The sequence below is a fragment of the Haloglomus irregulare genome (genome assembly GCF_007421925.1).
Taxonomy (GTDB): Archaea; Halobacteriota; Halobacteria; order Halobacteriales; family Haloarculaceae; genus Haloglomus; species Haloglomus irregulare.
The window spans coordinates 326,539-347,944 of record NZ_QMDX01000001.1 but is presented as its reverse complement, the minus strand read 5'-3'; the positions used below and the strand labels follow the sequence as shown (position 1 = coordinate 347,944).

The following is a 21,406-nucleotide window of genomic DNA, read 5'->3' as shown; positions in this document are numbered from 1 at the left end:
TCAGTATACGTAGGCGATGACCTGGCCACCGATGCCGGTCTCACGCGCCTCGTAGTGGGACATGACCCCCTGCGAGGTGGTGACGACCAGCGCGCCGTAGTCCCGCGCCGGGAGGAATCGCTTCTCCCAGCGCTCGAACTCGTCGGCGCCTGCGGAGTAGCGTGGCTTGACCGCGCCACACTCGTTGATGGCTCCGCTCAGTTCGACCTCGAACACGCCGGCTTTCCCGTCGTCGACGTACTGGAAGCTGTCGACGTACCCGCGGTCGTAGAAGACCTCGAGCACGGAGCCGATCTCGTTCGAGGCGGGCTCGACCTCATGCGTCAGGTGGCCGACGCGCTCGGCGTTGTCGACGCCCGACAGCGCGGCGGCCAGTGGATCGTTGCCTGCCATTAGTTGTACTTCTCGAACCCCATGCTGCGGGCGATCTCCCGGAAACACTGCCGGCAGAGCCAGATGTCGTACTTCCCGACCAGGCCCTGCTCGCGCCCGCACCGCTGGCAGGCGTGCAGCGCACCGGTACGCTTTGCAGCGTTCTCGCCGGTGGGTTGCTCTTCTGCTTCACTCTCGCTCATTCGTTGACCTCCGTGTCGAACTCCTGCTCGATGAACGCCACCGCGTCCGCCGCGTCGAGCCGATGGTGCGGGGGGATGTCGCTCGATGCCTTGTCCCGCTTGCGCACGCGGTAGCCCGGGCGGACGAGGTTGACCGTCACGTCCAGCCCGTAGATACCGATGCTCGGGTCGTACTCCTGGCTCGGGAAGTCGGTGTGCTCCTCGACCCCGAACGAGAAGTTGCCGTACGCATCGAACTGGCGCTCGGCCAGCTCCACCAGCGGCAGCGACTTCTCGAGGAACTCGCGCGCCGCGTCGTCGCGCAGCGTCACCTTCGCGCCGATCGGGTCGCCCTCGCGGACGCCGAACTCGGCGATGGTGCCCTTGGCGGTCGTTCGCACGGGCTCCTGGCCCGCGACCTCGGCGAGGATCTCCTCGCCGGTGGCCAGCTCGCGCCCACCCTCGCCCACACCCATGTGGACGACGACCTTCTCGATGCGCGGGCGGCGCATCTCGTGGAACTCGCCTGCTGCGTCGCTACTCATCGTCGGTCACCTCCTCGTCCTCGTCGGCATCGGCGTCGGTCCCGAGGTCCTCCGTGCCGGCGTCCGCCTCGTCCTCGTCGGTGGCGGTGACGTCGGGCTCGGCCGCGCCCTCCTCGTCGGTGAAGTTCTCGTCGATGACGACGACGTAGTCCTCGACCGTCTCGAAGCGGCCGTCGTCGCCCTCGATGAGGACGTTGTTCTGCGAGGAGCCGGGCGTGACCTGAATCCGGTCGATTCGGCCGATCTCGCCGGCGTGACTGCCGCGGACGGCGGTCACCAGCGCGCCCTCCTCGTACGGGAAATGCGCGACGATCGAGCTGTCGTCGTTGGAGACGACGATGGAGTCGTTCGTCGAGATGCTCCCGTCGTCGGTCCGGAGCGTGGCGCCGTCGTGCAGCGTGAGCTGCGTGTCGCCCCCGGGCTCCTGGGTCTTGCCGACGACCTTGCCGAGCCGGGAGCCGGCGCTCTCGGCGTCGATCGCCGTCAGCGCGAGCCGCCCGCCCTGGTCGGGGAAGACCCGGTAGTGCTCGTCCCGCTCGGTGAACTCCACGATGTCGAACATCCCGATGGGACGCTCCTCGTCGCTGGCGGGCTCGCCATTGACCAGGACGTTGTCCTGTTCGAGCGCGTACCGGGTCTCCTTCCGGGAGTCAGCGTAGCCGAGCACGTCGCGCAGGACGATGAGCAGGGGGACCCCACTCTCGCCGTGCGGGCCGGCGTCGGCCTTGACCGTGTACGTGGAGGTCTTGCGCTCGACCGGCCACGAGTTGGGCACCGAGAGCCGCTTCTGGTGGCGCGTCATCCGTCACCCTCCGTCTCGTTCAGCCGCTCCTCGCGACGGTCGTCCTCCAGGTCCAGACCGGTCACGACGAGGTTCGACGCGTCGAGGTCACGGGGCACCTCCTCCCCGTCCGCCTTCTCGACCGTCACGTCCTCGACGTTGATGACCGCGTCGCGGAGGTCGACGTCGACGACCTCCCCGGTCTCCCCGGCGAAGTCGCCACGCTGGACCTCCACGGTGTCGCCCGCGTTGACGCGGACGGACCGCGTGCCGTACTCCTCCCGGAGCTCCTCCGAGAGGTGGGCACGGACCTGCTTCTGCTTCTCGTGGAGCGGCGCACGTCGCTGTCGTGTCCGCTGTTTGGATGGCTGCTTGCTCATACTATCATCGTCGCGGTTGATGCGATGGAGCCGAACCGCTCGGCGACCTCGCGGGCGATGGGGCCCTTCAACTCGGTCCCGCGGGGGTCCTCGTTGTCGTCGATGACGACCGCCGCGTTGTCCTCGAACTTGACCCGCGTCCCGTCGGGACGGCGGATGGGCTTGCGTTGCCGGATGACGACTGCAGGGATGACCTGCCGTCGCATCTCCGGGGTGCCCTTCGTGACCGAAACCATCACCTTGTCACCCAGGCCGGCCTTCGGATGCCGGTTCTTGGTGCCGGACTGGCCCGACACGCTGATGACCTTCAGCTCGCGCGCCCCGGTGTTGTCCGCACACCGGATGAGCGAGCCCTTCTCGAGGCCGGGCGTGACGTCGGCGTTGAGCGCCTCCATCAGCCCTCGTCCTCCTTGGTATCGATCACGACGTGGCTCTTCGTCTTCGAGAGCGGTCGTGTCTCTGCGATACGGACCGTGTCGCCGACCTCGACGTCGAGGCACGGCGGGTGGTGTGCGGATACCCGCGACCGGCGCTTCATCAGCCGGTCGTACTTGGGCACCGTCACGTCGTACTCCCGCTCGACGACGACGGTCTTGTCCATGTCTGTCGACGCGACCTGTCCCTCGATGACCCCGCCCCGCACGGAGAGCTCCCCGTGGAAGGGACAGTTGGGGTCGGCACAGGCCGCCTCTGGTGTTGCTGCGTTCAGTCCTAGCGCCATATCGAATCACCTCTGTGTTCGGTCCGTCGGGCGGGGCGAGCGACGAGTCGCTCGCCGGCCACGGTCACGAACTGGTCTGCCCCCCGCGCACCGTGCGCCGGGGCGTCATCGCCCGTGCCGGGCAGGCGGAACTCGAACGTCGCCGCCGCCTTCGGGACCTGCCGCACGCCGGTCCCCGAGCCGTCCACCGCCAGCGTCCGCGTCGTCTCGTCGACCACGCGGCCCCCGAGGCCGACGTACCCGTCGTGGGTGGCGTCGGCGACGCGGACCGGCAGGCCGATGAGCTCGTGTCGCGGGAGCGTCTCGGGGGTCGGCATCGTCAGTCGTCCTCCTCGTTCTGGATCGTCTTGATGCGCGCGATGGCCTTCCGCAGCTCCGGCATGCGCCCGGGGTTGTCCGGGGCACCACCGGCGGCCTGCACCGCCCGCGCGTTGAGCAGCTCGGTCTCGAGCTCCTCCAGCTCCGCCTCCCGCTCGGCCGGCGTCATGTCGCGGATCTCCTCGACGTGCAGGACCGTCATTGCTCACCCTCGTCGGCGGGTGCCTGCGCGCCCTCGTCGGCCTCGTCGGGCATCTGCTCCATCAGGTCCTCGGCCTCCTCCTCGACGGACTCCTCGAGTTCCTCGAGCTCCTCCTCGATCCCCTCCTCGGGCTCGACGGGCGGCTCGGGCTCCTCCTCGACCTCCTCCTCGATGACCTCCTCGACGTCGACGGCGGCCTCGTCGTCGGCCGGTTCGGGCTCGGCCTCGGGTGCGTCGCCGTCCTCGGGCTCGCCCTCGAGTAGGTCCTCAACGCCGTCCTCGGGCTCCTCGATGTAGTCCTCGACCTCGACGTCCTCGTAGACCTCGAAGTCGTCGGGGAGCTCCGCGTCCGGCGGGATGATCTTGACGTTGACGCCGATGGTCCCGAGCTTCATCACGGCGACGCCCTGCCCCTCGTCGACGACGGTCTCGGCGGGCTCGCCGTTGTGCTTGATGTAGCCGCGGTTGAACTTCTCGACGCGCGACCGGGCGCCGGTTACCTTCCCGCTCAGGATGATCTCGGCGCCCAGCGCGCCGGACTCCATGATACGGTCGATGGTCGTGTGGCCGGCCTTCCGGAAGTACCAGCCACGCTCCAGGGCGTTCCCCAGCCGGTCGGCGACGATCTGGGCGTTCAGGTCCGGCTCGTCGACCTCCTGGACGTCGATCTGCGGATCGTCCATGTCGAACCGCGACTCGAGCTCGGAGGTGATCTTCCGGATGTTCTTCCCGCCCTTCCCGATGACCATCCCGGGTTTCTCGGCCTTGAGGACGATCTGTGTTCCCATCGGGGTCTGGGCGACGTCCATGCCGCCGTAGCCCGCTCGGGACAGCTCGTCCTGGAAGAACTCGTCGATCTGGGTCCGCTCGAGGCCGTTGTCGATGAACTGATGCTCGTCCGCCATCAGTTATCATCCCCATCGGTCTCGGCGAGGACCATCTCGACGTCGACCTGCGGGGTGTTCCACTCGGAGGCGCGTCCGAACGCGCGGGGCTTGCGCCCCGGGGACTCGCCCACCTTGTGGGCGGCGACGTGCGCGATGCGCATCGTCTCGCCGTCGAACCCCTGGTGGTCGGCGTTGTTCGTGGCGTTCTCCAGCAGGTCGAGGAAGGCCTCGCTGGCCTTCTCCGGGTAGCGACCCGCGTCCCAGCCGTCGATATCGTTCCGGTGACCGACACCGGAGTTGTGCGACTTGAACGGGACCGAACGCTCGCCGGCGATGACCTGTTCGAGGTAGTCGACGGCCTCGCCTGCGGTCATCCCCTTGATCTCCTTGGCGATCTCCTTGCTGTGCTTGTGGCTCATGTGCCGCTCCCGGAGCATCGCTTTCGCCGTTGCGTCCGGGTCGACGTCTACCGAGTAGCTGATTCCCATTGTTTACTTGAGGGGCACGAACTTCGAGGACCGGGTCGCGCCGATACCGGCCTGGCCGTGTTCGACCGAGGTTCGGGTGAGGACGAACTCGCCGAGGAAGTGACCGAGCATCTCCGGCTCGACCAGGACACGGCTGAACTCCTGTCCATTGTACACCTCGAAGGTGAGGCCGACCATCTCGGGCAGCACGGGCATGTCACGCAGATGCGTCCGGAGCGGGTCGTTGGCCGTCTCCTCCTCCTCGGCCTCGCGGGCGTCCTTGAGCAGCTTCTCCTGCTCGGTCGTCAGCCCTCGGGTGATGCTCCGCCGCTGGCGGGCGGGTAGCAGTTCCGCGACCTCGTCGAGCGACAGCTCCTGCAGCTCGCCGAGCGTGTGGCCGCGGAACGTGAACTCCTCGTCCTTGTCGCGGCCGATCTGGTATTCGGAACTCATGATCAGTCTCGACCCCCTTTGCCCCCGCGACCCGTTCGTCGCGAGGAGATGTCACCGACCTTGCGTCCCGGCGGGGCGTTCCGGGAGATGCTCTTTGGCTTGCCGGGGTGCTGGCGGCCGCCGCCACCGAACGGGTGGTCGACGGCGTTCATCGCCACGCCCCGGACGGTGGGGTACTTCCCACCGCGCGCCTTCATCTTGTGATACTTGTTGCCGGCCTTGACGAACGGCTTCTCCGTCCGGCCGCCGCCGGCGACCACGCCGATGGTGGCGCGGCAATCCGGGCTCAGCCGTCGCACCTCGCCCGACGGGAGCTGGACGACCGCGGCGTTGCGGTCGTGTGTCATCAGGTCCGCGCTGACGCCGGAGGCGCGCGCGAACTTCCCGCCGTCGCCGGGCTGGCGCTCCACGTTGCAGACCGGGACCCCCTCCGGGATCTCGGCCAGCGGGAGCGTGTTCCCCGGCGCGACCTCGGCGGTCACGCCGACCTGGAGCCGGTCCCCGACGGCGATGCCCTCGGGGGCGAGCACCAGACGGCGGTCGCCGTCCTCGAACTCGACGTCCGCGACCGGCGCGCTGCGCGCCGGGTCGTGCTCGATGCCGACGATCTCCCCGGCGACCACGTCGCCGTCCTCCACCTTCCGGTGGGAGAGGTCCGCCTTGTACCGGTGCGAGGGCGCACGGAACGTGGGCGTCCCGCGCCCACGCCGCTGGCCCTGGATGCGACGCCCCATCTAGAACACCCCCACACGGGACGCGACGTCCTGTGCGTCGTCGTCCTCGTGGAGCGTGACGGTCGCCTTCTTCTGACCCTGCATCGTGTTCTGGGTGTTGACACCCGTGACGCGGACGTCGAAGCGCTCCTCGACCTCCGCCGAGATCTCGCCCTTCGTCGCGTCCATGTCGCAGACGAACTGGAGCTTGTTCTCGAAGTCCATCTTGTTCATGGCCTTCTCCGTGACGAGCGGGTGCTTGACGACATCCCCCGTCATCGGCCGGCCACCTCCGCGAGCGCGGACTCGGTGAACAGCGTCAGGCGACCGGGGTGGGCCCCGGGCGCGAGGTCCTCTGCATTGACCTCGTCGGCCGTCGCCACGTCGACGCCCGCCAGGTTGCGGGCGGCGCGGGACGGCTCCTCGCTGGTCACGACGAGCACGGACTTGGGCCGCTTGTACTTCCGACCCCGACCCGTCCCCTTGCCGGAGCGGATCTTGCGGCCGTCGTCGGCCCGCTGCACGTCGTCGGCGACGCCGAGGGCCTCCAGGGTGCTCAGGGCCGCCTGGGTCTTCTGGAGGTCCTCAAACTCGTCGGAGACGACGAGCGGGAGCTCGACGTCCTCGTCGAACTCGTGGCCGCGCTCGGCCACCAGTTCGGCGTCGGTCGTGGCCGCCAGTGCCGAGCGGACGGCGAACTGGCGCTCCTTGTCGTTGATATCGAGCGTGCGGTCCTTCTCGACCTTCGGCGGATGCGCCGGGCGCCCGCCCACCGTCTGGGGGACGCGCTTGGCGACGCCGTTCTGTCGGGGGACGTGCGCCATCCCGCGGCCGGAGCCGGGGGACTCGGCGGGCGTCCTGAGGCCCGCGAACTCGTCGGTACCGTAGTCCTGTCGTCGGTTGGCCTGGGCGGCGAGCACGGCTCGCTTGATGAGGTCCGGTCGGTGGACCGTCCCGAACACGTCCGGCAGCTCCACGCTCCCGGCGTCCTCGCCGTCCAGATCGCGTACTGTTGCTTCCATGATCTATCCCTGGTTGGATTCCGTCGAGACGTACCGCACCTCGGGGTCGAGGGGCGGCTGTTTCGTCGCGCGGACCGCGGGGCGGAGACGCAGGAGCCGCTTGTCCGGCCCGGGCACGGAGCCCTTGACCAGCGCGTACGGCCCGTCGACCTCGCCGTAGTTGACGAAGCCGCCGTCGGGCGCCATCTCGCCCTCGTCCAGCGCGAGGAGTCGCTTGTTCAGCTCCGTCCGCTGGCTATACCCCATCTGCCCCTGCTGGGGGACCGTCGAGCGGACCCGCGAGGGGTTCCACGGGCCGAGGTTGCCGATGCGTCGGCGCCACCCCTGGCGGGCGTGCTTGCCCTTCCGCTTCTGGACGCCCCAGCGCTTGACCGGGCCCTGGGTGCCCTTCCCCTTCGTGACGCCCGCGACGTCGGCGTACTCGCCGGCGCGGAAGACGTCGGTGACGTCGTGGGCCCCGCCCTCCGCTATGAGGTCCAGGGCGAACTCGACACGCTCCTCGACGGCCGGGCCGCCGACACGCGTCTCCATCACGTCGGGTTCGGTCTTCGGGACGCTCGCGAGCTCGCCGGGAACGGTGTGCGTGATGAGACGCACGTCGTCCACGCGACCCTCGTCGAGGGCCGTCCGGAGGTCGGCGTCGTCCATCTCGTCCGGGCCCGAAACCGCACGCTCGAGGTCCTCGTGCCGGTCCTCGGCGTCGGCCCACACCTCGGTGATCGGTCGCTGTCCGTACGGCGTCGATTCGTAGGCTCGCAGGGCGGCCGCTCGCACCGGCGGCGTCTCCACCACCGTCACGGGGACGGTCTCCTCCATCCCCTCGCGCGGCGAATCCGGCTCGTCGTTGATCATGACGACGTGCGTCATGCCGGCCTTGTACCCGGCGAACCCCTGAATCGCGGGCTGGTCGCCGTCCTCGGGCCAGGTCGAGATGCGGGGCACCTCGCTGGACGTCCGGGACCGCGGGCTGTAGCCCATCGAACCCTTGCGTGGTCTGCTTGGTTGTGGCATGTGTGTTCTCCTCCGTCCACTGTCTGGTGGGCGCCCGGTGTCGGTGCCGAGGTGTGGGTCGCCACGCGCCGCGTGGGCGCCCCTCCTCGCACATCGCGACAGTCGACGCCCCCGAACCCCCTACTCGCGGGGGAGACGCAGGGGCGAGAGCGTTGCGAACATCGCCTCCTCCGTTCGCACCGTCTCGCTACCCTGGTCGGGGACCGTGTTGAGCCAGAGGTCGAACCGCGGGTCGCGCGGTTCGGTGGATGCACCCGCCGCGGGTGCGTCGTCGGTGTCGGTGTGGCCGGCCACGGCCACGGTACTAGTCTCACTCGGAGTTCCCTCACGCGCTGCCCGGACGGCCTCGACGTCCACGTCGAGCACCTCCGGCAGCCCCCGTTCGGGGGCGCCGAAGGCCACCGTCCAGCCGCCGGCCGACTCCCGCTCCGCCTGGAGCGAGTCGAGTCGGGCGACGGAGAGCTCGGCCCCGAACCGGGACGCGGCGATGCGGACGCCGGCGTCGGCTCGAGCGAGCGTTGCAGCGAGGCCCGCGCGTTCGACGTCGAACCCCGGCTGGGGTTCGTCGACGAGCTTGGCGCGAACCGGTTCGCGCGAGGAAACCCTGATGGTTACGCGTTCCCCCTCGCTCGGGACCGCCATCTCTGGCGGCACCGGGAGGGAGATCGGGTGTTGCAGGCCGCAATTGACCCGGACGCGCTCCTCAGGTCCGACCTCGGTCACGATGCCCTGTCTTGACGACCCCGAACCGTCGGATCCGGAGCCGGTCCGTGCACCCAGGTGGAGCGGCGGCAGCACGCCCGCGTACTCCAGTTCGCCCCGCCTGCCCCAGGCCTCCTTTCGGAGGTAGGGGGCCGTGGCGGCGTACGCGAGTACGGTGTGCACGAACCCGCCGTCACCCCAGCTGGCGTCCGGCTCCCCGAGCGGATCGGGGTAGACCACCAGCCGGTCGACCCGGAACACCGCCGCCGCGCGGGCGACGTAGCCGAGCTTGCGGGTCGCAGCCCGCTTGTCCTCGGCCTCCCGGACCAGTGACGACGGCACGAGCACGCTGCGTGTCATGCCATGGCGCTTCCACGCCGGGCCACTAGACTGTGCCGGTATACCGAACCCGCACCTAAAAGGATAGCGTTTCTACGCCGGCTCTGTGGCGTTCTGACACGGGCTTCGCCGTGGGAACGCCTGACGTGGTGCCGGCAAGCGATTCCGGGAACTGAACCCCACCGACGGGACACCCGGCCACGGCACCGAACCCCTACAACGGCGATAGGACCGCCCGCGAAGCCCGCGCCGCTACGACGTACCTGCGACGATGGAACCACGCTCGACGCCCTCGCGCATCTCTCGGCGGCCCCCCGACCCGACCGCCAGGATGCGCCCGCCCGACCAACGGGAACGGCGAACCTCCAGCACCCCATGGGCCGGGAGCCTCGTGAGTCCCCTCGTCGGTACTGGCGACGCGTCGAGACGACGGCTGTACCGGCCGGCCCCACGGATATACCCGAGACTCGGAGACTAATCAGAGAACATCAGGGAAATACGGGGAGTTCGGAGGTAATACCGGCCGTATCAGGCCATCGTCAGGCCCTGCTCGGCTTCCAGCAGTTCGTGATAGCGGTTGCGGATGGTGACCTCCGAGATGTCGGCGACCTCGCCGACCTCGCTCTGGGTGACCTTCTCGTTGGTCAGCAGCGAGGCGGCGTAGACCGCGGCGGCCGCCAGGCCGACGGGCGACTTCCCCGAGTGGATGCCGGCCGCCTTCGCCGACTGCAGCAGTTCGCGCGCTCGGCCGGCGGCCTCCTCGCTGAGGTCGAGGTCGGAGGCGAACCGGGGCACGTAGCTCTCCGGGTCCGCCGGGGCGATCTCCAGGCCGAGTTCGCGCGCGACGTAGCGGTATGTGCGGGCGATCTCGTCCTTCTCGACGCGGCAGACGCCGGCGACCTCGTCGAGCGAGCGCGGGACGCCCGCCTGCCGGGCGGCGGCGTAGAGCGCACTCGTCGAGACCCCTTCGATGGAGCGGCCGGGCAGGAGGTTCTCGTCGAGGGCCCGGCGGTAGATGACGCTGGCCGTCTCCCGGACGTTGTCCGGGAGCCCCAGCGCGGAGGCCATCCGGTCGATCTCGCCGAGGGCCTGTTTGAGGTTGCGCTCCTTGGAGTCGCGCGTCCGGAAGCGCTCGTTCCACTTCCGGAGGCGCTGCATCTTCTGGCGCTGCTTGCTCGACAGGGAGTTGCCGTAGGCGTCCTTGTCGCGCCAGTCGATATTGGTCGACAGCCCCTTGTCGTGCATCATGTTGGTCGTCGGCGCGCCGACGCGGGACTTCTGGTCCTTCTCGGCGGCGTCGAACGCGCGCCACTCCGGCCCACGGTCGATGCTGTCCTCGTCGACGACGAGACCACAGTCCTCACAGACCGTCTCGCCGTGTTCGGTGTCGGTCGCCAGGTTCCCACCGCACTCCGGGCAGCCGTGCTGTTCGTCGGTCTCCTCGGTCGTCTCCTGGGTCGGGTCCCACTCGCGGGTGTTGACTCGTTCACTCATTGGTGATAGGCCGTGCGTCGCGCGGGACGAGCGCTGCCCCGTCGCCTTCGTACCGTATACACTACCGGAAACTCGTATTTAGTAGTACCGAGTTCCGACGCCCGGCGCCCGACCTATCCGTTCGCCGATACTCCGCTCCCGAGCGGCGTCGAACAATCAGTGGCAACAGGTGGGGCCTCGCGCCACCGGATGACGGAGAGGGACGAAACGTGCTCCTCTGGGCCGACTCCCGGCTGTGGTTACATCGGTGTCACCGGTCGTATCATAACTCATGTATGTCGTTCCGCGGTCGGCCGTCCCGTCGGTAACTCCACGTCCGTTCAGTCGTCCCGCGCCGCGGTCTCGTCGGAGTCGACCTCCCGGGACTCCTCGACGGCCGTCGTGAGCGAGACGTTGAGCAGCAGCGTCGCGGCCACCCCACCGATGAGCGTGACGACGTTCTTGACCGCGTGGTCCATGATGGCGACGCCGAGCGCCGTTCCGGCAGCGACGGGCGTGAGCCCGACGACGAGCAGGGTGAACGCGCCCTCGTAGAGGCCGACGCCGCCCGGCGAGAGCGGGAGCACCTTCGCCAGGTTGCCGACGCTGACGGCGAAGAACCCGACCGCGACGACCAGCACCGGCCGGCCCGTGGCCAGCGCGGGCTCGAACGCCGCGAACACCAGCAGCGCCGTCACCACGTCCAGCGACCAGATGACGACGCTGCTGGCGCCGACCCGGGCGAAGGCGCCGCGGTCGCCGGCCACCCGCTGGATGTCGCCGACGAACTGCTCGATGATTCCCGCAACCCAGTCCGCGTACGAGTCCGTACTGACCGCCCGCATCGCCCGCCGGACGAGGTTCCGGTCCGACCGCGCCGAGAGGACGATGGCGAGGACGGCGAGGATTGCCACGACGCCGACCCCGGCGGCGACGACCAGCGCCGTCCGGCCGCTCCGTGCCACGTCGCCGCCCCCGGCGCTCGTCGGGTCCAGCCCCGCCAGCGCGAAGGCGACGAGGACCGTCCCCGCGAGCCCCGCGATGGTCAGCAGGTCGAACACCCGCTCGACCGCGAGCGACGCGAACCCCGTCGGGTACGGTACCGCCCGCCGTGTCTTCACCACGTACGCTCGCACGGCGTCGCCCGCACGGGCGGGGAAGACCAGGTTGCCGGTCTGTGAGATGAAGACGGCCCCCGTCAGGAAGCCGACGCTCTCGCGATAGCCCAGCTCGGCCAGGACGTCCCGGTAGCGCGCGCCCCGGAGCGGCCAGGAGAGCGCGTAGACGACCGCCGCCAGCCCCACCAGCCGGGGGTCCGCCGCCGCGATGCGGTCGAGGACCTCGGAGGGGTCCAGATAGACCGTCATCAGCGCGACGGCGGCGAGGACCAGCAGCGTCCCGACGCCCACGGTCACCCGACGGGTGATGCGGGGCGCGACCGCGAACTCCCACCAGACCCGGAGGATCTGGCTCCCCATCCCGAACACGTCCCGGACGAGGTCGACCTTGGTGTCGCCCTGTGGCGTCCAGTCGACGGGGAACTCCCTGACCCGGTAGCCGGCGCGCTGGGCCCGGACCAGCACCTCCGTGTCCCAGAACCAGTGCTCGTCGGCCACGTCGTCCAGCAGGGCGAACAGTGCCTCCCGGTCGAACGCCTTGAACCCGCACTGGTGGTCGTGGAGCTCCGACCGGAGGAAGAGCCGGACGAGCGTGTTGAAGCCGGTCGAGGCGACGCCGCGCTCGGGGTCGCGGTCCTGCTTCCGGCCGGGCAGCCGCCGCGAGCCCGTGGCCACGTCGTACCCCTCCGACCGGACGCTCTCGACCAGCTCCTCCAGGTGGGCCATGTCCGTCGCCAGGTCGGTGTCGAAGTAGACCAGCGTCCCGCCGTCGGCCGCCCGGAAGGCCCGCTCCAGCGCACCGCCGCGGCCCAGCCGCTCGTCGCTGTGGAAATGCCGGACCCGCGGGTCGGCGTCGGCCAGCCGGGCGGCGATCTCCGGGGTGCGGTCCTCGCAGCCGTCCTCGGCCACGATGACCTCGAACGCCCCCGCCGGCAGGAAGGCGGCGAGCGTCTCCAGCGTCGTCTCGACGGTGTGCTGGATGGTGTCCGCCTCGTTGTACGAGGGGAGGACGACGCTCACCTCCGTGCCGGTGCTCATCGTCCGTGGGTTGTCACGACGGCCTAAGTGGTTTCCTCTCCGGGTCGTGCCAGCGCGGCCTCGGCGACGAGCCGCCGGACCGCCGCGAGATGGCCTAGCCCGCCGATGTCGGCGACCGTCGCCAGTCCGGGGCAGGTCGCGCTCCCGATAGACGCCTCGACGATGGGGCACTCGAGGTCGAGGACCTCGCAGAGGGCGGTGGCCGTTTCGCCGCCGCTCGGGGTTCGTGTCAGTCCGCGCCGGCCGGCGGCCGCGCCGTCGCGAACTGCGAGAGGTCCGTCTCCACGTGGTCGGACGCCGCGGTCGCCGACTCGAACGGCCGGTTGACGACGATGTCGCCGGCGCGCTGCCGGCCGATACCCGGGATCGCCGCCAACTCGTCCATCGACGCGCTGTTGATATCCAGCGGGTGCGGGACGCCCGTCACGGAGCGGTAGCCGTGGTCCGTGATGGCCACGTCCAGCCGTTGCCCGAGTTCGCGCTCGCCCGGAACCGCCACGAGCAGCGGGTAGGTCCCGAGTTGCCGGCCGAACGTCTTCCCGTCCTGGTGGTACTCCAGGTGGACGTCCGGCAGGACCGTCCCCGGCGGCGCGACGCGCTGGAGCATCGGGTTATCGACCGTCTCGCGGATCTCGGATTTGTACTGCTTGAACTGCTCCTTGTGCGCGTGTGCGACGGAGGCGCCCGTCTCGGCCATGTCGGTCCCCTCGAACGCCATCACCTGTCGGATGTTGACCCGGCGAAGCATCAGGCCCTCGTCGAGCACGCGCTGGAGGAACTGCCGGTTGTGCTCGTACGTCTCCTCGCGCTCGCCTTTCAGCCCGTGGAGCAGGTTGATGCCCGGCAGGAGCTTCGGGAGCCGGCGCGCGGCCTCGGGGCCGTGATTGGGGGCCGTCTCGCGGTCCCCGCCCGGGCGCCAGCCCGCGGCCTCGTTGACGATGCGGACCGCTCGGAAGCACTCCTCGGCGGTGACGTTCAGGTTGTTCTCCGCCTGCACCAGCGGGTCCGCCGACTCCAGCCCGAACGCCGCCGTATCGCCGGGCGTGTTGTGCTCGGCGATGACCTCGATGCCGGCGCGGGCCTTCTCCGGCCACTCGACGACCGTGATGGGGTTCATGTTGTCGAGGTGGAGCGTGTCGAGGTCGGGCGCCACCTCCCGGATGCCGCCGTACAGCGCCCGGAGCGCCTCGGGGTTCGGGCGCTCGCCGTCGCCGCCGTAGGCGAGGATGTCGGCCTGTCGCCCCAGCCGGAAATCCCGGACCCCGTTGCCGTACAACGCCTCGACCTCCCCCGTCACGCTATCAACGCTCCGGAAGGAGGGGTCTCCGTACATCGGTTCCGTGCAGAACGAACACCGGTACGGGCAGCCCCGCGAGGTCTCCAGCTCCGCGATGAGGTAGTCCGGGTGGTTGGGATGCTCCTCGACCACGAACGCGCCCTGGCGGGCCCAGCGGCCGATCTCCTCGTTCGAGCGGTAGCGGTCCTCGAACCCCTCCATGCCGCCGTGTGCGAGGTCGTAGGCGGCGGCTTCGACGTCGGCCATCGCCAGGAAGTCGAAGTCGAGGTCGTCGCGGGCGGTCTCCGTCGCGCCTTCGTTGGCCTCGCCGACGCCGAACCGGACCGGGCCACCGATGAGACTCGTCCCGTCCGCGGTCCACGCCAGTTCGCGCACCTCGTCCGGCTCCGCGGGCGTCCCGCCGACGTACTTCCCGGGGACGGTCATCCCGCCGATGTAGACCAGCAGGTCGGCTTCGGCGACGTCCGCCCAACGCGACCGCTCCTCGCGGAGCGCGTCGATGGTGTGGTAGGTGATGTTATCGCGGGGGACCCCGGCGTCGACCAGCGCCCCGGCGGTGTACCGCGGATACGTCGAGATGTAGGGGGGTACGCCGAAGTGGGCCGGCTCGTCGACGTAGCCGTCCACCAGGGTCACGTCGAGGTCGGCGGGGTCGTTCATTACCGTAACCTTTCGTGTCGAGGGACAAGAGCGTGACTACCCGGTCGGGGCGCCGGCGCGGCCCCGGCACGAGCCACCCCGCGGACACGGGAACTCAAGTGGCACCCCGCCGCGTGTCCCGGTATGACCGTGGGAATCATCGGCGGCAGCGGGGTGTACGAGGCACTCGACCTCGAGAACGAGGCGACACGGTACGTCGAGACGCCCTTCGGTGAGCCGAGCGGGACGCTGACGGTCGGCGAACTGGCCGGCGAGGAGGTCGTCTTTCTCCCGCGGCACGGCCGCAACCACGAGCTGTCGCCGACGGACCTCCCCTACCGGGCGAACGTCCACGCGCTGAAACAGGTCGGCGTCGACCGCGTGTTCGCGACGAACGCCGTCGGCAGCCTCCGCGAGGACCTGCCGCCGCGGACGCTGGTCGTCCCGGACCAGTACTTCGACCGCACGAAACACCGGCCGATGAGCTTCTTCGGCGACGGCGTCGTCGCCCACCTCTCCATGGCCGAGCCGTACTGCCCACATATGCGCGAGCACCTCGTGGCCTGCGGCGACGCGACCGACGCCGACCTCGTCGAGGATGGGACCTACGTCTGTATCGAGGGGCCGCAGTTCTCAACCCGCGCCGAGAGCGAGTTCTACCGCGCCAACGACTGGGACGTCATCGGGATGACCACCGTCCCGGAGGCGAACCTCGCCCGCGAGGCCGAACTCTGCTACGTCCCGCTGACCGGCATCACCGACTACGACGTCTGGCGCGACGAGTCGGTCACCCTGGCGGAGGTCCAGGCAAACGCCGCGGCGAACGAGGGCGCCATCAACGCCGTCCTCGAGCGGGCCATCCGCGACCTGCCCGCCGAGCGCGACTGCGACTGCGGGTCGGCACTCGCGGGCGCCATCACCACGCCCGTCGAGGCCATCCCTGCAGGGACGCGGGAGCCGCTGGAACTGCTGGCCGGGGAGTACCTCGACACGCAGTAGCGGCACCGCTCCTGCCGGGATATCCGATGTATCGGCGAAATATGACGGATATGGCGGCGATAACGCGTTCGAACTCCCGGTAAACGCGGTCCCGGTGTCCCCCGGACCACCCGACGGGCGTTCCGTGACCGACCCGCCCGGCGTGGACGGGACCAACCACTAAGCCCCACCGCCCCGGGGACCGGACATGGACCTGACCGAGCAGCTCCACCTCGCCGACGCGACCGGCTGGCGTCGCGGGCTCTACCAGGACGTGATGGCGACGTTCCGGGCACCCATCGTCAACAGCATCTGGCGGGCGCTGGTCGCGAACCGGCCGCTCGCGGCGCGGCATCTCTGGGCGGCGGTGAAGCCGACCTTCGAGACCCGCGCGTTCGCCGACTTCTCCGTGCGGTACCGCGACCGCGTGCTCGACGCGCTGGAGGGGACGGCCGAAGGGCCCGGCCTCCCGACGTACGACCCCGGCGATGTGGGCCTCTCACCGTCGGCGTTCGCGACGCTCCGGGGCCAGCTGGCGACGTTCGATACCGTCGCGCCGCGGCTGGCCGCGCTGTTCGCGGTCTGTGACCGGGCGTGCTCCGGGTCGTTCGACGCCCCGCGCGGGGGGCACGCCGCGACCGCGCCCGCGCCGGCGTGGCTCGACGCCGACCGCGGCGCCCGGGTGACGGTCCTCGACAGCGACGCCGCACGGGACGCCGCGCCCGAGACCGTCGCCGACATCGACGCGTACCACGGTACCGAGTTCCTCCCCTCCATCTACCGCTGTGCCGCACAGTGGCCGTCGTATCTGGAGCGGGTGTGGGCCGATCTCGAACCGCTCCGCGCGGCGGCCGGCGACTCGTCGGCGGGCTTCGCGGCGGCCGAGGCGGCCGCGGACGGGACGGTGGACGGGCTCCTCGACCGCCCACCGGCACCGTTCACCGTGACGGCCGGGACGCTCGCCGCGGCCGGCGTCGACGACCCGGACGACGCGCTCGAGGACCTCCGGGAGACGTTCGCTGCGTTCGCAAGCGGTGTGAGTAGCGTGCTCCCGGTCCTGCACGCGCTGGCGGCGACGGTCGACGCGACCGGGGAGCGGGACTGGCGGCTCTAATCCGCGACGGCCTCCTCGCTCCCCTCCACGGCGGCGGGGTCCTGCACCCAGAGGTCGCCGAACGTCTCGTCCTGTTCGAGCCGGATCTGCCCGCGGTGTGCGAGAAAGAGCAGTCCGAGGAACGTCTGCACGCGGCTGCCGCCGGCGGCGTCCACCTCGGCGAACAGCACCTCCGCGCGTCCCCCGTCGTACCGCTCGCGTAGCGCCGTGTAGACGTCCGTGATGACGTCCTCCATCTGCTCGTCGTGGGCGGTGCCGGTCACGTCCTCGACCGTGGGTTCGTCGTCCATCCGGACGTCGTCGCCGGCGCGGTAGTCCAGGGTCTGGGTGCCGCGGGCGTAGCCGCCGGGGGAGTCGCTGGTGTCGTAGCTGCGCGACTCCTTCCACCAGGAGTCCCGTTCACGCTCGCGGAGCTCCCGGACCAGTTCGTCCAGTGTCCGAGGCATCCCCCGTGCGTTGCGCCGGTCGAGCCGGCGCTCCATCTCCTGCTCCAGCCCGTCGATGGGGTCGACCGCCGGCTCGTCGTCCATCGGGTCGCCGGCCGTCCCGCCCTCCCAGGCGACCTCCCAGGGCTCGCGCTCGTCGGCCCACGCCTCGTCCTCGTCGTCGGCCAGCATCGCGTCGCTCTTCATCCGCAGGAGTACGCTCGCGTAGAACAGCGCCCGCCCGCCCGTGCGGATGTCGGCGTCGTCCAGCTCGTCGAGGAACGCGTCGGTGACGGTGACGATGTCGATGTCCCAGGGGTCGATGCGGCTCTCGTCGGCCAGCCGCACCAGCAGCTCGACCGGCTCGACGCCGTCGTCGTCGACATCGACGTCGCTCTCCGCGACCGCGTCGACCTCGTCGGCCACCGAGAAGCCGCCGAGGCCCGTCCCGGTCCCCGCCGCGTCGTCCTCGGGACCCACCCCGGGCGTCTCGACCGACGGCTCGCCCCTCGACACCCCGGTGTCCGCCTCCGCCCCGGGGTCGTCATCCTCCCCGTCCGGGTGCGCCCGGTCGTCGTGGCCCGTGATGTCCAGCGGGATATCGTCCTCAGTCATCCGCGACCACCTCGTCGCCGTCGGCGTCGGGACCCTCCTCGGAGAGGTCGATTCCCGTGACGGCGGAGACGTTGTCGTCCTGCATCATCACGCCGATGGCGCGCTCGGAGCGCTCCAGCAGCGCGGCCCGGTGGGAGACGACGACGAACTGGGCCTCGCCGGCCAGTTCGTCGACCATCTCGCCGACCATCTCGGCGTTGGCCGCGTCGAGGAAGGCGTCCACCTCGTCCAGTGCGTAGAACGGCGCCGGGTTGTACCGCTGGATGGCGAATATAAAGGCGAGCGCGGTCAGCGACTTCTCGCCGCCGCTCATCGCGGCCAGCCGCTGGACCGGCTTGTCACGCGGCTGTGCCTTCATCGTCAGCCCGCCGTCGAACGGGTCGGCCTCGTCCTCCAGGTGGAGCTCCCCGGAGCCGTCCGAGAGCTTCGCGAAGATGCGCTGGAAATGCTCGTCGATGCCCTCGTAGGCCTCCATGAACACCTCGCGCTTGCGCTCCTCGTAGCCCTCGATGCGCTCGCGGATGCCGTCGGCCTCCTCCTGCAGGACCTCGCGCTTCTCCTGCAGGTCCCCGAGGTCGTCCTCGACGGTCTCGTACTGGTCGATGGCCCGCATGTTGACCGGCTCCAGCTCCGTCATCCGGTTCTCCAGCTTCGTGATCTGCCCCTTGACGAACCCGTGGTCGGGGATCTCCTCCGGGTCGTAGTCGCCGACCTCGCCCTCCAGCTCCTCGACCTCCCATGCCAGCCGCTCGGCCTCGGACTCCAGCTCCGAGCACTCGGACTCGACCCCGGCGACGGCGTCCTTCTGCTCGTCACGCGCCTGTCGGGCCGCCCGGAGGTCGTCCTTCAGGTCCTCGCGCTCGCCCTTCAGCTCCGCCAGCTCCGCCTCCAGCTCCTCGACGGCCGCCTCCTTCTCGGCGAGCAGGTCCTCCTGTTCGTCGACCTCGGCCTCCAGCTCCTCGACGGCGGCCTCGGCCTCGGCCTTCCGGTTCTGTGCCGTCTCGATGGTATCGTGGAGATCGTCGATATCGCTCTCGGCGTACTGCTTCTCCAGGCCGAGCTCGTTCAGCTCGCCGTCGATATCGTCCATCCGGTCGTCGAGGTCGTCGATCGCCTCGCGGAGTTCGTCGGCCTCGGCGTTCAGCTCGGCGATCTCCGAGGCCTCCAGCTCCGCCTCCAGCGCCGCGATGTCGGCTTCGACCGACTCGATGGCCTCCGTCTTCGCCGCGATCCGCCCCTCGATATCGTCCATCTCGGCGGAGACCTCCTCGCGCTGGGCCTCGATCCCGTCCAGCTCGTCCTCCAGTCCCTCGATACGCGCCTCGGTGTCGGCGATCTCGCCCTCGACGCGGTCGATCTCGCTCTCGACGTCGCGGACCTGCTCGGTCGCGTTGGACTGCCGGTCGCGAGCGTCCTCCAGCCGGTCCTCCACGTCGCGGATCCCCTCGCGGAGCTCCCGGCGCTGGTCCTCCAGCTCGTTGATGCGCTCGGCGACCCGCTCGATGCGGCCCTTCCCGCTCTTGGTGAACGAGTAGCGCGACCCCGACGAGGAGCCGCCCGTCATCGCCCCGCTCTTCTCGACCAGCTCGCCGTCCAGCGTGACGATGCGGTAGTCCCCCATCAGGTCGCGGGCGGTCCCCATATCCTCGACGACGAGCGTGTCGCCCAGCACGTACGAGAGGACGCCGGCGTAGGTCGGGTCGAAGTCGACGAGGTTGTACGCGAAATCGACCACACCCGGCAGGTCCGGGGCGCTCGGCAGCCCACGCCGGTCCATCTGGTTCAGCGGGAGGAAGGTCGCCCGGCCGGCGCCGCGGGATTTCAGGTACTCGATGCAGGACTGGCCGACCCCGTCGTCGTCGACGACGACGTGGGCCAGCCGCCCGCCGGCGGCGGTCTCGCAGGCGGTCGCGTACTCGCCGGGGACGCCGCCCAGCTGGCCGACGGTCCCGTGGACGCCCTCGCGGTCGGCGTTGAGTACCGTCGTCACGGCCCGGCCGTACGACTCCTCGCCGTCCTGGCCCGCGTTGGCCTCGAGCTCCGCGTACTCGGACTGCTTTGCCTTCAGCGCGTCCTCGACCTCGTCGAGGTCGTCGCCGAGCGACCGCTTCTCCTGCTTCAGGTCCTCGACGACCTCCGTGATGGTCTCGCGGTTCCGCCCGGCCTTCTCGCGCTCGTCCTCCAGGTCCGACAGTTCGGCCCGGAGTTCCGGCAGCTCGGCCTCGGCGGCCTCGATGGCCTCGCGCTTCTCGCGCTCCTCGTTCGAGCGCCGGCGCGCCTCGTCGGTCAGCCGGTCCTGCTCGCGCTGGAGCTCGTTCTTCTCGTCCTTGAGCCCGTCCAGCTCGGCGCGTCGCTCGGCCAGCTCGTCGCGAAGCTCGTCGTACTCCGTGTCGATGGCCTCGATCTCGGCCTCGACCTCGTCGAGCGCCTCGCGCTTCTCGACCTTGTCGGCCTTCAGCGAGGACTTCTGGACCTTCAGCCGGCGGATCTCCTCCTCGAGGTCCTCGACCTCCTCGTTCTTCCGGTCGATCTGCACGAACGCCTGCCGGCGCTCGTTCTCGGCGGCCTCGATGCGCTCCTCGGCGTTCCCGATCCTGTCCTGGAGCCGGGATATCTCACCCTTGATCTCCTCCATCTCCCGCTTGATGGCGAGCTGCTCGTCCTCACCCTTCCGCTCGATCTCGCGGTTCAGCTCCGCGAGCTCGTCCTCCAGACGGGTGACCTTCCCCTGGCGGCTGTCCAGCTCCTCGCGGAGCGTCTCGAGCTCCGCCTCGGCCCCCGTGATGGCCTCGCGGGTCTCCGCCAGCTCCGTCCGCTTGGTCTCCAGCTCCGCGGCCTTCAGGTAGCCCTCGTACTCGGCCTTCTCCCGCTTCAGGTCGCGGTACTGGATCGCGGTCTCGCGCTCGTCCTCGAGCTCGTCGAGCCGCTTTCGCTTCTCCTCGATGCGGAGGTCGGCCTCCTCGACGCGGTCCTCGACGGTCTCCAGCTCCTCGAAGGCGTCGGCCTTCTTCGCGTCGAACTCGGCGACCCCGGCGATCTCGTCGATGATCTCGCGGCGCCGGCCCGCGGTCATCGTGATGATCTCGGTCACGTCGCCCTGCATCACGACGTTGTACCCCTCCGGGGTGACCCCGGCCTGCGCGAGCAGGTCCTGGATGTCCGAGAGGTTGACCGAGCGGCCGTTCAGGTAGTAGTAGGAGTAGTAGGTCTCCTCGTCGGTCTGCTTCACTCGCCGGCGGATGGCGATCTCCGCGACATCGCCGACGTCCTCGGTGCCCGCGGCGGAGACGACCTGCGAGCGGTCCAGCGTGTCGTCCCTGTTGTCGAGGATGACCTCCACGCTGGCCTCCCGCTCACCGTCGAAGTCGTCGGACTCGCCCTCGTGGCCGGGGTTGTAGATGAGGTCGGTGAGCTTGTCGGCGCGGATGCCCGAGGTCCGGGCGAGTCCCAGGGCGAACAGGACGGCGTCGATGATGTTCGACTTGCCCGAGCCGTTCGGGCCGCTGATGGTGGTGAAGTCCCGGTAGAACGGGATGCGCGTCTTCCGGCCGAAGCTCTTGAAGTCGTCCAGTACGAGCTCTTTGATATGCATGTGGGGCGCTCGTGCCCCGCGT

24 protein-coding genes are annotated in these 21,406 nt (G+C 70.0%); 2 read left to right on the top strand and 22 right to left on the bottom strand.

What is annotated here, in order from left to right:
- The 20 genes from DP107_RS01905 to DP107_RS01810 all read right to left on the bottom strand — a co-directional run bounded on the left by DP107_RS01905 (window position 1) and on the right by DP107_RS01810 (window position 14,681).
- Entirely contained in the window at window positions 1–393 is a 393-nt protein-coding gene (locus DP107_RS01905) for a 30S ribosomal protein S8 (RefSeq protein ID WP_144260440.1), read from the bottom strand.
- Window positions 393–575, bottom strand: coding sequence for a 30S ribosomal protein S14 (locus tag DP107_RS01900; protein ID WP_144260439.1), 183 nt, complete (start codon window positions 573–575; stop codon window positions 393–395). The genes DP107_RS01905 and DP107_RS01900 overlap by 1 nt, the downstream gene beginning before the upstream one ends.
- Window positions 572–1,099: a 50S ribosomal protein L5 gene (locus DP107_RS01895; RefSeq protein ID WP_144260438.1), complete on the bottom strand. Its 528-nt coding sequence runs from the start codon at window positions 1,097–1,099 to the stop codon at window positions 572–574. The genes DP107_RS01900 and DP107_RS01895 overlap by 4 nt, the downstream gene beginning before the upstream one ends.
- Window positions 1,092–1,901 carry a 30S ribosomal protein S4e gene (locus tag DP107_RS01890; RefSeq protein ID WP_144260437.1) on the bottom strand — a complete coding sequence of 270 codons (810 nt, stop codon included), beginning with the start codon at window positions 1,899–1,901 and terminating at the stop codon, window positions 1,092–1,094. The genes DP107_RS01895 and DP107_RS01890 overlap by 8 nt, the downstream gene beginning before the upstream one ends.
- On the bottom strand, window positions 1,898–2,260 hold the full coding sequence (gene rplX / locus DP107_RS01885) for a 50S ribosomal protein L24 (protein ID WP_144260436.1): 363 nt from the start codon (window positions 2,258–2,260) through the stop codon (window positions 1,898–1,900). Before rplX ends, DP107_RS01890 begins: the two co-directional genes overlap by 4 nt.
- Window positions 2,257–2,655 carry a 50S ribosomal protein L14 gene (locus DP107_RS01880; protein ID WP_144260435.1) on the bottom strand — a complete coding sequence of 133 codons (399 nt, stop codon included), beginning with the start codon at window positions 2,653–2,655 and terminating at the stop codon, window positions 2,257–2,259. The genes rplX and DP107_RS01880 overlap by 4 nt, the downstream gene beginning before the upstream one ends.
- Window positions 2,655–2,981, bottom strand: coding sequence for a 30S ribosomal protein S17 (locus DP107_RS01875; RefSeq protein ID WP_144260434.1), 327 nt, complete (start codon window positions 2,979–2,981; stop codon window positions 2,655–2,657). The genes DP107_RS01880 and DP107_RS01875 overlap by 1 nt, the downstream gene beginning before the upstream one ends.
- A complete protein-coding gene (locus tag DP107_RS01870) occupies window positions 2,972–3,304 on the bottom strand; it encodes a ribonuclease P protein component 1 (protein WP_185977158.1) in 333 nt (110 codons plus the stop codon). The genes DP107_RS01875 and DP107_RS01870 overlap by 10 nt, the downstream gene beginning before the upstream one ends.
- The gene (gene rpmC / locus DP107_RS01865) at window positions 3,301–3,501 is read right to left on the bottom strand and encodes a 50S ribosomal protein L29 (protein WP_144260432.1); all 201 of its coding nucleotides are present in this window, start codon (window positions 3,499–3,501) and stop codon (window positions 3,301–3,303) included. The genes DP107_RS01870 and rpmC overlap by 4 nt, the downstream gene beginning before the upstream one ends.
- The gene (locus DP107_RS01860; protein WP_144260431.1) at window positions 3,498–4,406 is read right to left on the bottom strand and encodes a 30S ribosomal protein S3; all 909 of its coding nucleotides are present in this window, start codon (window positions 4,404–4,406) and stop codon (window positions 3,498–3,500) included. Before DP107_RS01860 ends, rpmC begins: the two co-directional genes overlap by 4 nt.
- Complete coding sequence (locus DP107_RS01855) at window positions 4,406–4,876, bottom strand: 50S ribosomal protein L22 (protein WP_144260430.1); 471 nt, start codon at window positions 4,874–4,876, stop codon at window positions 4,406–4,408. Before DP107_RS01855 ends, DP107_RS01860 begins: the two co-directional genes overlap by 1 nt.
- 3 nt (window positions 4,877–4,879) lie before the next feature.
- The gene (locus tag DP107_RS01850) at window positions 4,880–5,308 is read right to left on the bottom strand and encodes a 30S ribosomal protein S19 (RefSeq protein WP_144260429.1); all 429 of its coding nucleotides are present in this window, start codon (window positions 5,306–5,308) and stop codon (window positions 4,880–4,882) included.
- A gap of 2 nt (window positions 5,309–5,310) precedes the next feature.
- Window positions 5,311–6,042 carry a 50S ribosomal protein L2 gene (locus DP107_RS01845; protein WP_144260428.1) on the bottom strand — a complete coding sequence of 244 codons (732 nt, stop codon included), beginning with the start codon at window positions 6,040–6,042 and terminating at the stop codon, window positions 5,311–5,313.
- Window positions 6,043–6,300 carry a 50S ribosomal protein L23 gene (locus tag DP107_RS01840; protein ID WP_144260427.1) on the bottom strand — a complete coding sequence of 86 codons (258 nt, stop codon included), beginning with the start codon at window positions 6,298–6,300 and terminating at the stop codon, window positions 6,043–6,045.
- Window positions 6,297–7,043, bottom strand: coding sequence for a 50S ribosomal protein L4 (rpl4p, locus tag DP107_RS01835; RefSeq protein WP_144260426.1), 747 nt, complete (start codon window positions 7,041–7,043; stop codon window positions 6,297–6,299). The genes DP107_RS01840 and rpl4p overlap by 4 nt, the downstream gene beginning before the upstream one ends.
- A gap of 3 nt (window positions 7,044–7,046) precedes the next feature.
- The gene (locus tag DP107_RS01830) at window positions 7,047–8,054 is read right to left on the bottom strand and encodes a 50S ribosomal protein L3 (RefSeq protein ID WP_144260425.1); all 1,008 of its coding nucleotides are present in this window, start codon (window positions 8,052–8,054) and stop codon (window positions 7,047–7,049) included.
- Window positions 8,055–8,174: 120 nt separating this feature from the next.
- On the bottom strand, window positions 8,175–9,116 hold the full coding sequence (locus tag DP107_RS01825; protein ID WP_144260424.1) for a putative RNA uridine N3 methyltransferase: 942 nt from the start codon (window positions 9,114–9,116) through the stop codon (window positions 8,175–8,177).
- A 507-nt stretch (window positions 9,117–9,623) separates the two neighbouring features.
- Window positions 9,624–10,589 carry a transcription initiation factor IIB gene (locus DP107_RS01820; RefSeq protein ID WP_144260423.1) on the bottom strand — a complete coding sequence of 322 codons (966 nt, stop codon included), beginning with the start codon at window positions 10,587–10,589 and terminating at the stop codon, window positions 9,624–9,626.
- A gap of 320 nt (window positions 10,590–10,909) precedes the next feature.
- Window positions 10,910–12,724, bottom strand: a complete 1,815-nt coding sequence (locus DP107_RS01815; protein WP_144260422.1) for a flippase-like domain-containing protein — start codon at window positions 12,722–12,724, stop codon at window positions 10,910–10,912.
- A gap of 229 nt (window positions 12,725–12,953) precedes the next feature.
- A complete protein-coding gene (locus DP107_RS01810) occupies window positions 12,954–14,681 on the bottom strand; it encodes a radical SAM protein (RefSeq protein WP_144260421.1) in 1,728 nt (575 codons plus the stop codon).
- 123 nt (window positions 14,682–14,804) lie between these two features.
- On the opposite strand from DP107_RS01810, the gene mtnP reads away from it, so the two are divergent.
- The gene (gene mtnP, locus DP107_RS01805) at window positions 14,805–15,659 is read left to right on the top strand and encodes an S-methyl-5'-thioadenosine phosphorylase (protein ID WP_144260420.1); all 855 of its coding nucleotides are present in this window, start codon (window positions 14,805–14,807) and stop codon (window positions 15,657–15,659) included.
- Window positions 15,660–15,846: 187 nt separating this feature from the next.
- On the top strand, window positions 15,847–16,752 hold the full coding sequence (locus tag DP107_RS01800) for a halocarboxylic acid dehydrogenase DehI family protein (protein ID WP_144260419.1): 906 nt from the start codon (window positions 15,847–15,849) through the stop codon (window positions 16,750–16,752).
- Here DP107_RS01800 and DP107_RS01795 read toward each other — a convergent pair.
- Together DP107_RS01795 and smc are read right to left on the bottom strand one after the other, a co-directional pair.
- A complete protein-coding gene (locus tag DP107_RS01795; protein ID WP_144260418.1) occupies window positions 16,749–17,792 on the bottom strand; it encodes a segregation and condensation protein A in 1,044 nt (347 codons plus the stop codon). The two genes, DP107_RS01800 and DP107_RS01795, sit on opposite strands and share 4 nt — an antisense overlap.
- Entirely contained in the window at window positions 17,785–21,384 is a 3,600-nt protein-coding gene (gene smc, locus DP107_RS01790; protein ID WP_144260417.1) for a chromosome segregation protein SMC, read from the bottom strand. Before smc ends, DP107_RS01795 begins: the two co-directional genes overlap by 8 nt.
- Between the last annotated feature and the right edge of the window lie 22 nt (window positions 21,385–21,406).

Excerpts from the sequence above, each read along its gene's own strand:
- DP107_RS01880 (WP_144260435.1), bottom strand. The coding sequence starts at position 2,655 with ATGGAGGCGCTCAACGCCGACGTCACGCCCGGCCTCGAGAAGGGCTCG.
- mtnP (WP_144260420.1), top strand. The coding sequence starts at position 14,805 with ATGACCGTGGGAATCATCGGCGGCAGCGGGGTGTACGAGGCACTCGAC.
- DP107_RS01840 (WP_144260427.1), bottom strand. The coding sequence starts at position 6,300 with ATGACGGGGGATGTCGTCAAGCACCCGCTCGTCACGGAGAAGGCCATG.
- DP107_RS01895 (WP_144260438.1), bottom strand. The coding sequence starts at position 1,099 with ATGAGTAGCGACGCAGCAGGCGAGTTCCACGAGATGCGCCGCCCGCGC.
- DP107_RS01860 (WP_144260431.1), bottom strand. The coding sequence starts at position 4,406 with ATGGCGGACGAGCATCAGTTCATCGACAACGGCCTCGAGCGGACCCAG.
- DP107_RS01905 (WP_144260440.1), bottom strand. The coding sequence starts at position 393 with ATGGCAGGCAACGATCCACTGGCCGCCGCGCTGTCGGGCGTCGACAAC.
- DP107_RS01855 (WP_144260430.1), bottom strand. The coding sequence starts at position 4,876 with ATGGGAATCAGCTACTCGGTAGACGTCGACCCGGACGCAACGGCGAAA.
- DP107_RS01825 (WP_144260424.1), bottom strand. The coding sequence starts at position 9,116 with ATGACACGCAGCGTGCTCGTGCCGTCGTCACTGGTCCGGGAGGCCGAG.
- rplX (WP_144260436.1), bottom strand. The coding sequence starts at position 2,260 with ATGAGCAAGCAGCCATCCAAACAGCGGACACGACAGCGACGTGCGCCG.
- DP107_RS01850 (WP_144260429.1), bottom strand. The coding sequence starts at position 5,308 with ATGAGTTCCGAATACCAGATCGGCCGCGACAAGGACGAGGAGTTCACG.
- DP107_RS01845 (WP_144260428.1), bottom strand. The coding sequence starts at position 6,042 with ATGGGGCGTCGCATCCAGGGCCAGCGGCGTGGGCGCGGGACGCCCACG.
- DP107_RS01815 (WP_144260422.1), bottom strand. The coding sequence starts at position 12,724 with ATGAGCACCGGCACGGAGGTGAGCGTCGTCCTCCCCTCGTACAACGAG.
- smc (WP_144260417.1), bottom strand. The coding sequence starts at position 21,384 with ATGCATATCAAAGAGCTCGTACTGGACGACTTCAAGAGCTTCGGCCGG.
- rpl4p (WP_144260426.1), bottom strand. The coding sequence starts at position 7,043 with ATGGAAGCAACAGTACGCGATCTGGACGGCGAGGACGCCGGGAGCGTG.
- DP107_RS01820 (WP_144260423.1), bottom strand. The coding sequence starts at position 10,589 with ATGAGTGAACGAGTCAACACCCGCGAGTGGGACCCGACCCAGGAGACG.
- DP107_RS01890 (WP_144260437.1), bottom strand. The coding sequence starts at position 1,901 with ATGACGCGCCACCAGAAGCGGCTCTCGGTGCCCAACTCGTGGCCGGTC.
- DP107_RS01795 (WP_144260418.1), bottom strand. The coding sequence starts at position 17,792 with ATGACTGAGGACGATATCCCGCTGGACATCACGGGCCACGACGACCGG.
- DP107_RS01900 (WP_144260439.1), bottom strand. The coding sequence starts at position 575 with ATGAGCGAGAGTGAAGCAGAAGAGCAACCCACCGGCGAGAACGCTGCA.
- rpmC (WP_144260432.1), bottom strand. The coding sequence starts at position 3,501 with ATGACGGTCCTGCACGTCGAGGAGATCCGCGACATGACGCCGGCCGAG.
- DP107_RS01830 (WP_144260425.1), bottom strand. The coding sequence starts at position 8,054 with ATGCCACAACCAAGCAGACCACGCAAGGGTTCGATGGGCTACAGCCCG.
- DP107_RS01810 (WP_144260421.1), bottom strand. The coding sequence starts at position 14,681 with ATGAACGACCCCGCCGACCTCGACGTGACCCTGGTGGACGGCTACGTC.
- DP107_RS01875 (WP_144260434.1), bottom strand. The coding sequence starts at position 2,981 with ATGGCGCTAGGACTGAACGCAGCAACACCAGAGGCGGCCTGTGCCGAC.
- DP107_RS01800 (WP_144260419.1), top strand. The coding sequence starts at position 15,847 with ATGGACCTGACCGAGCAGCTCCACCTCGCCGACGCGACCGGCTGGCGT.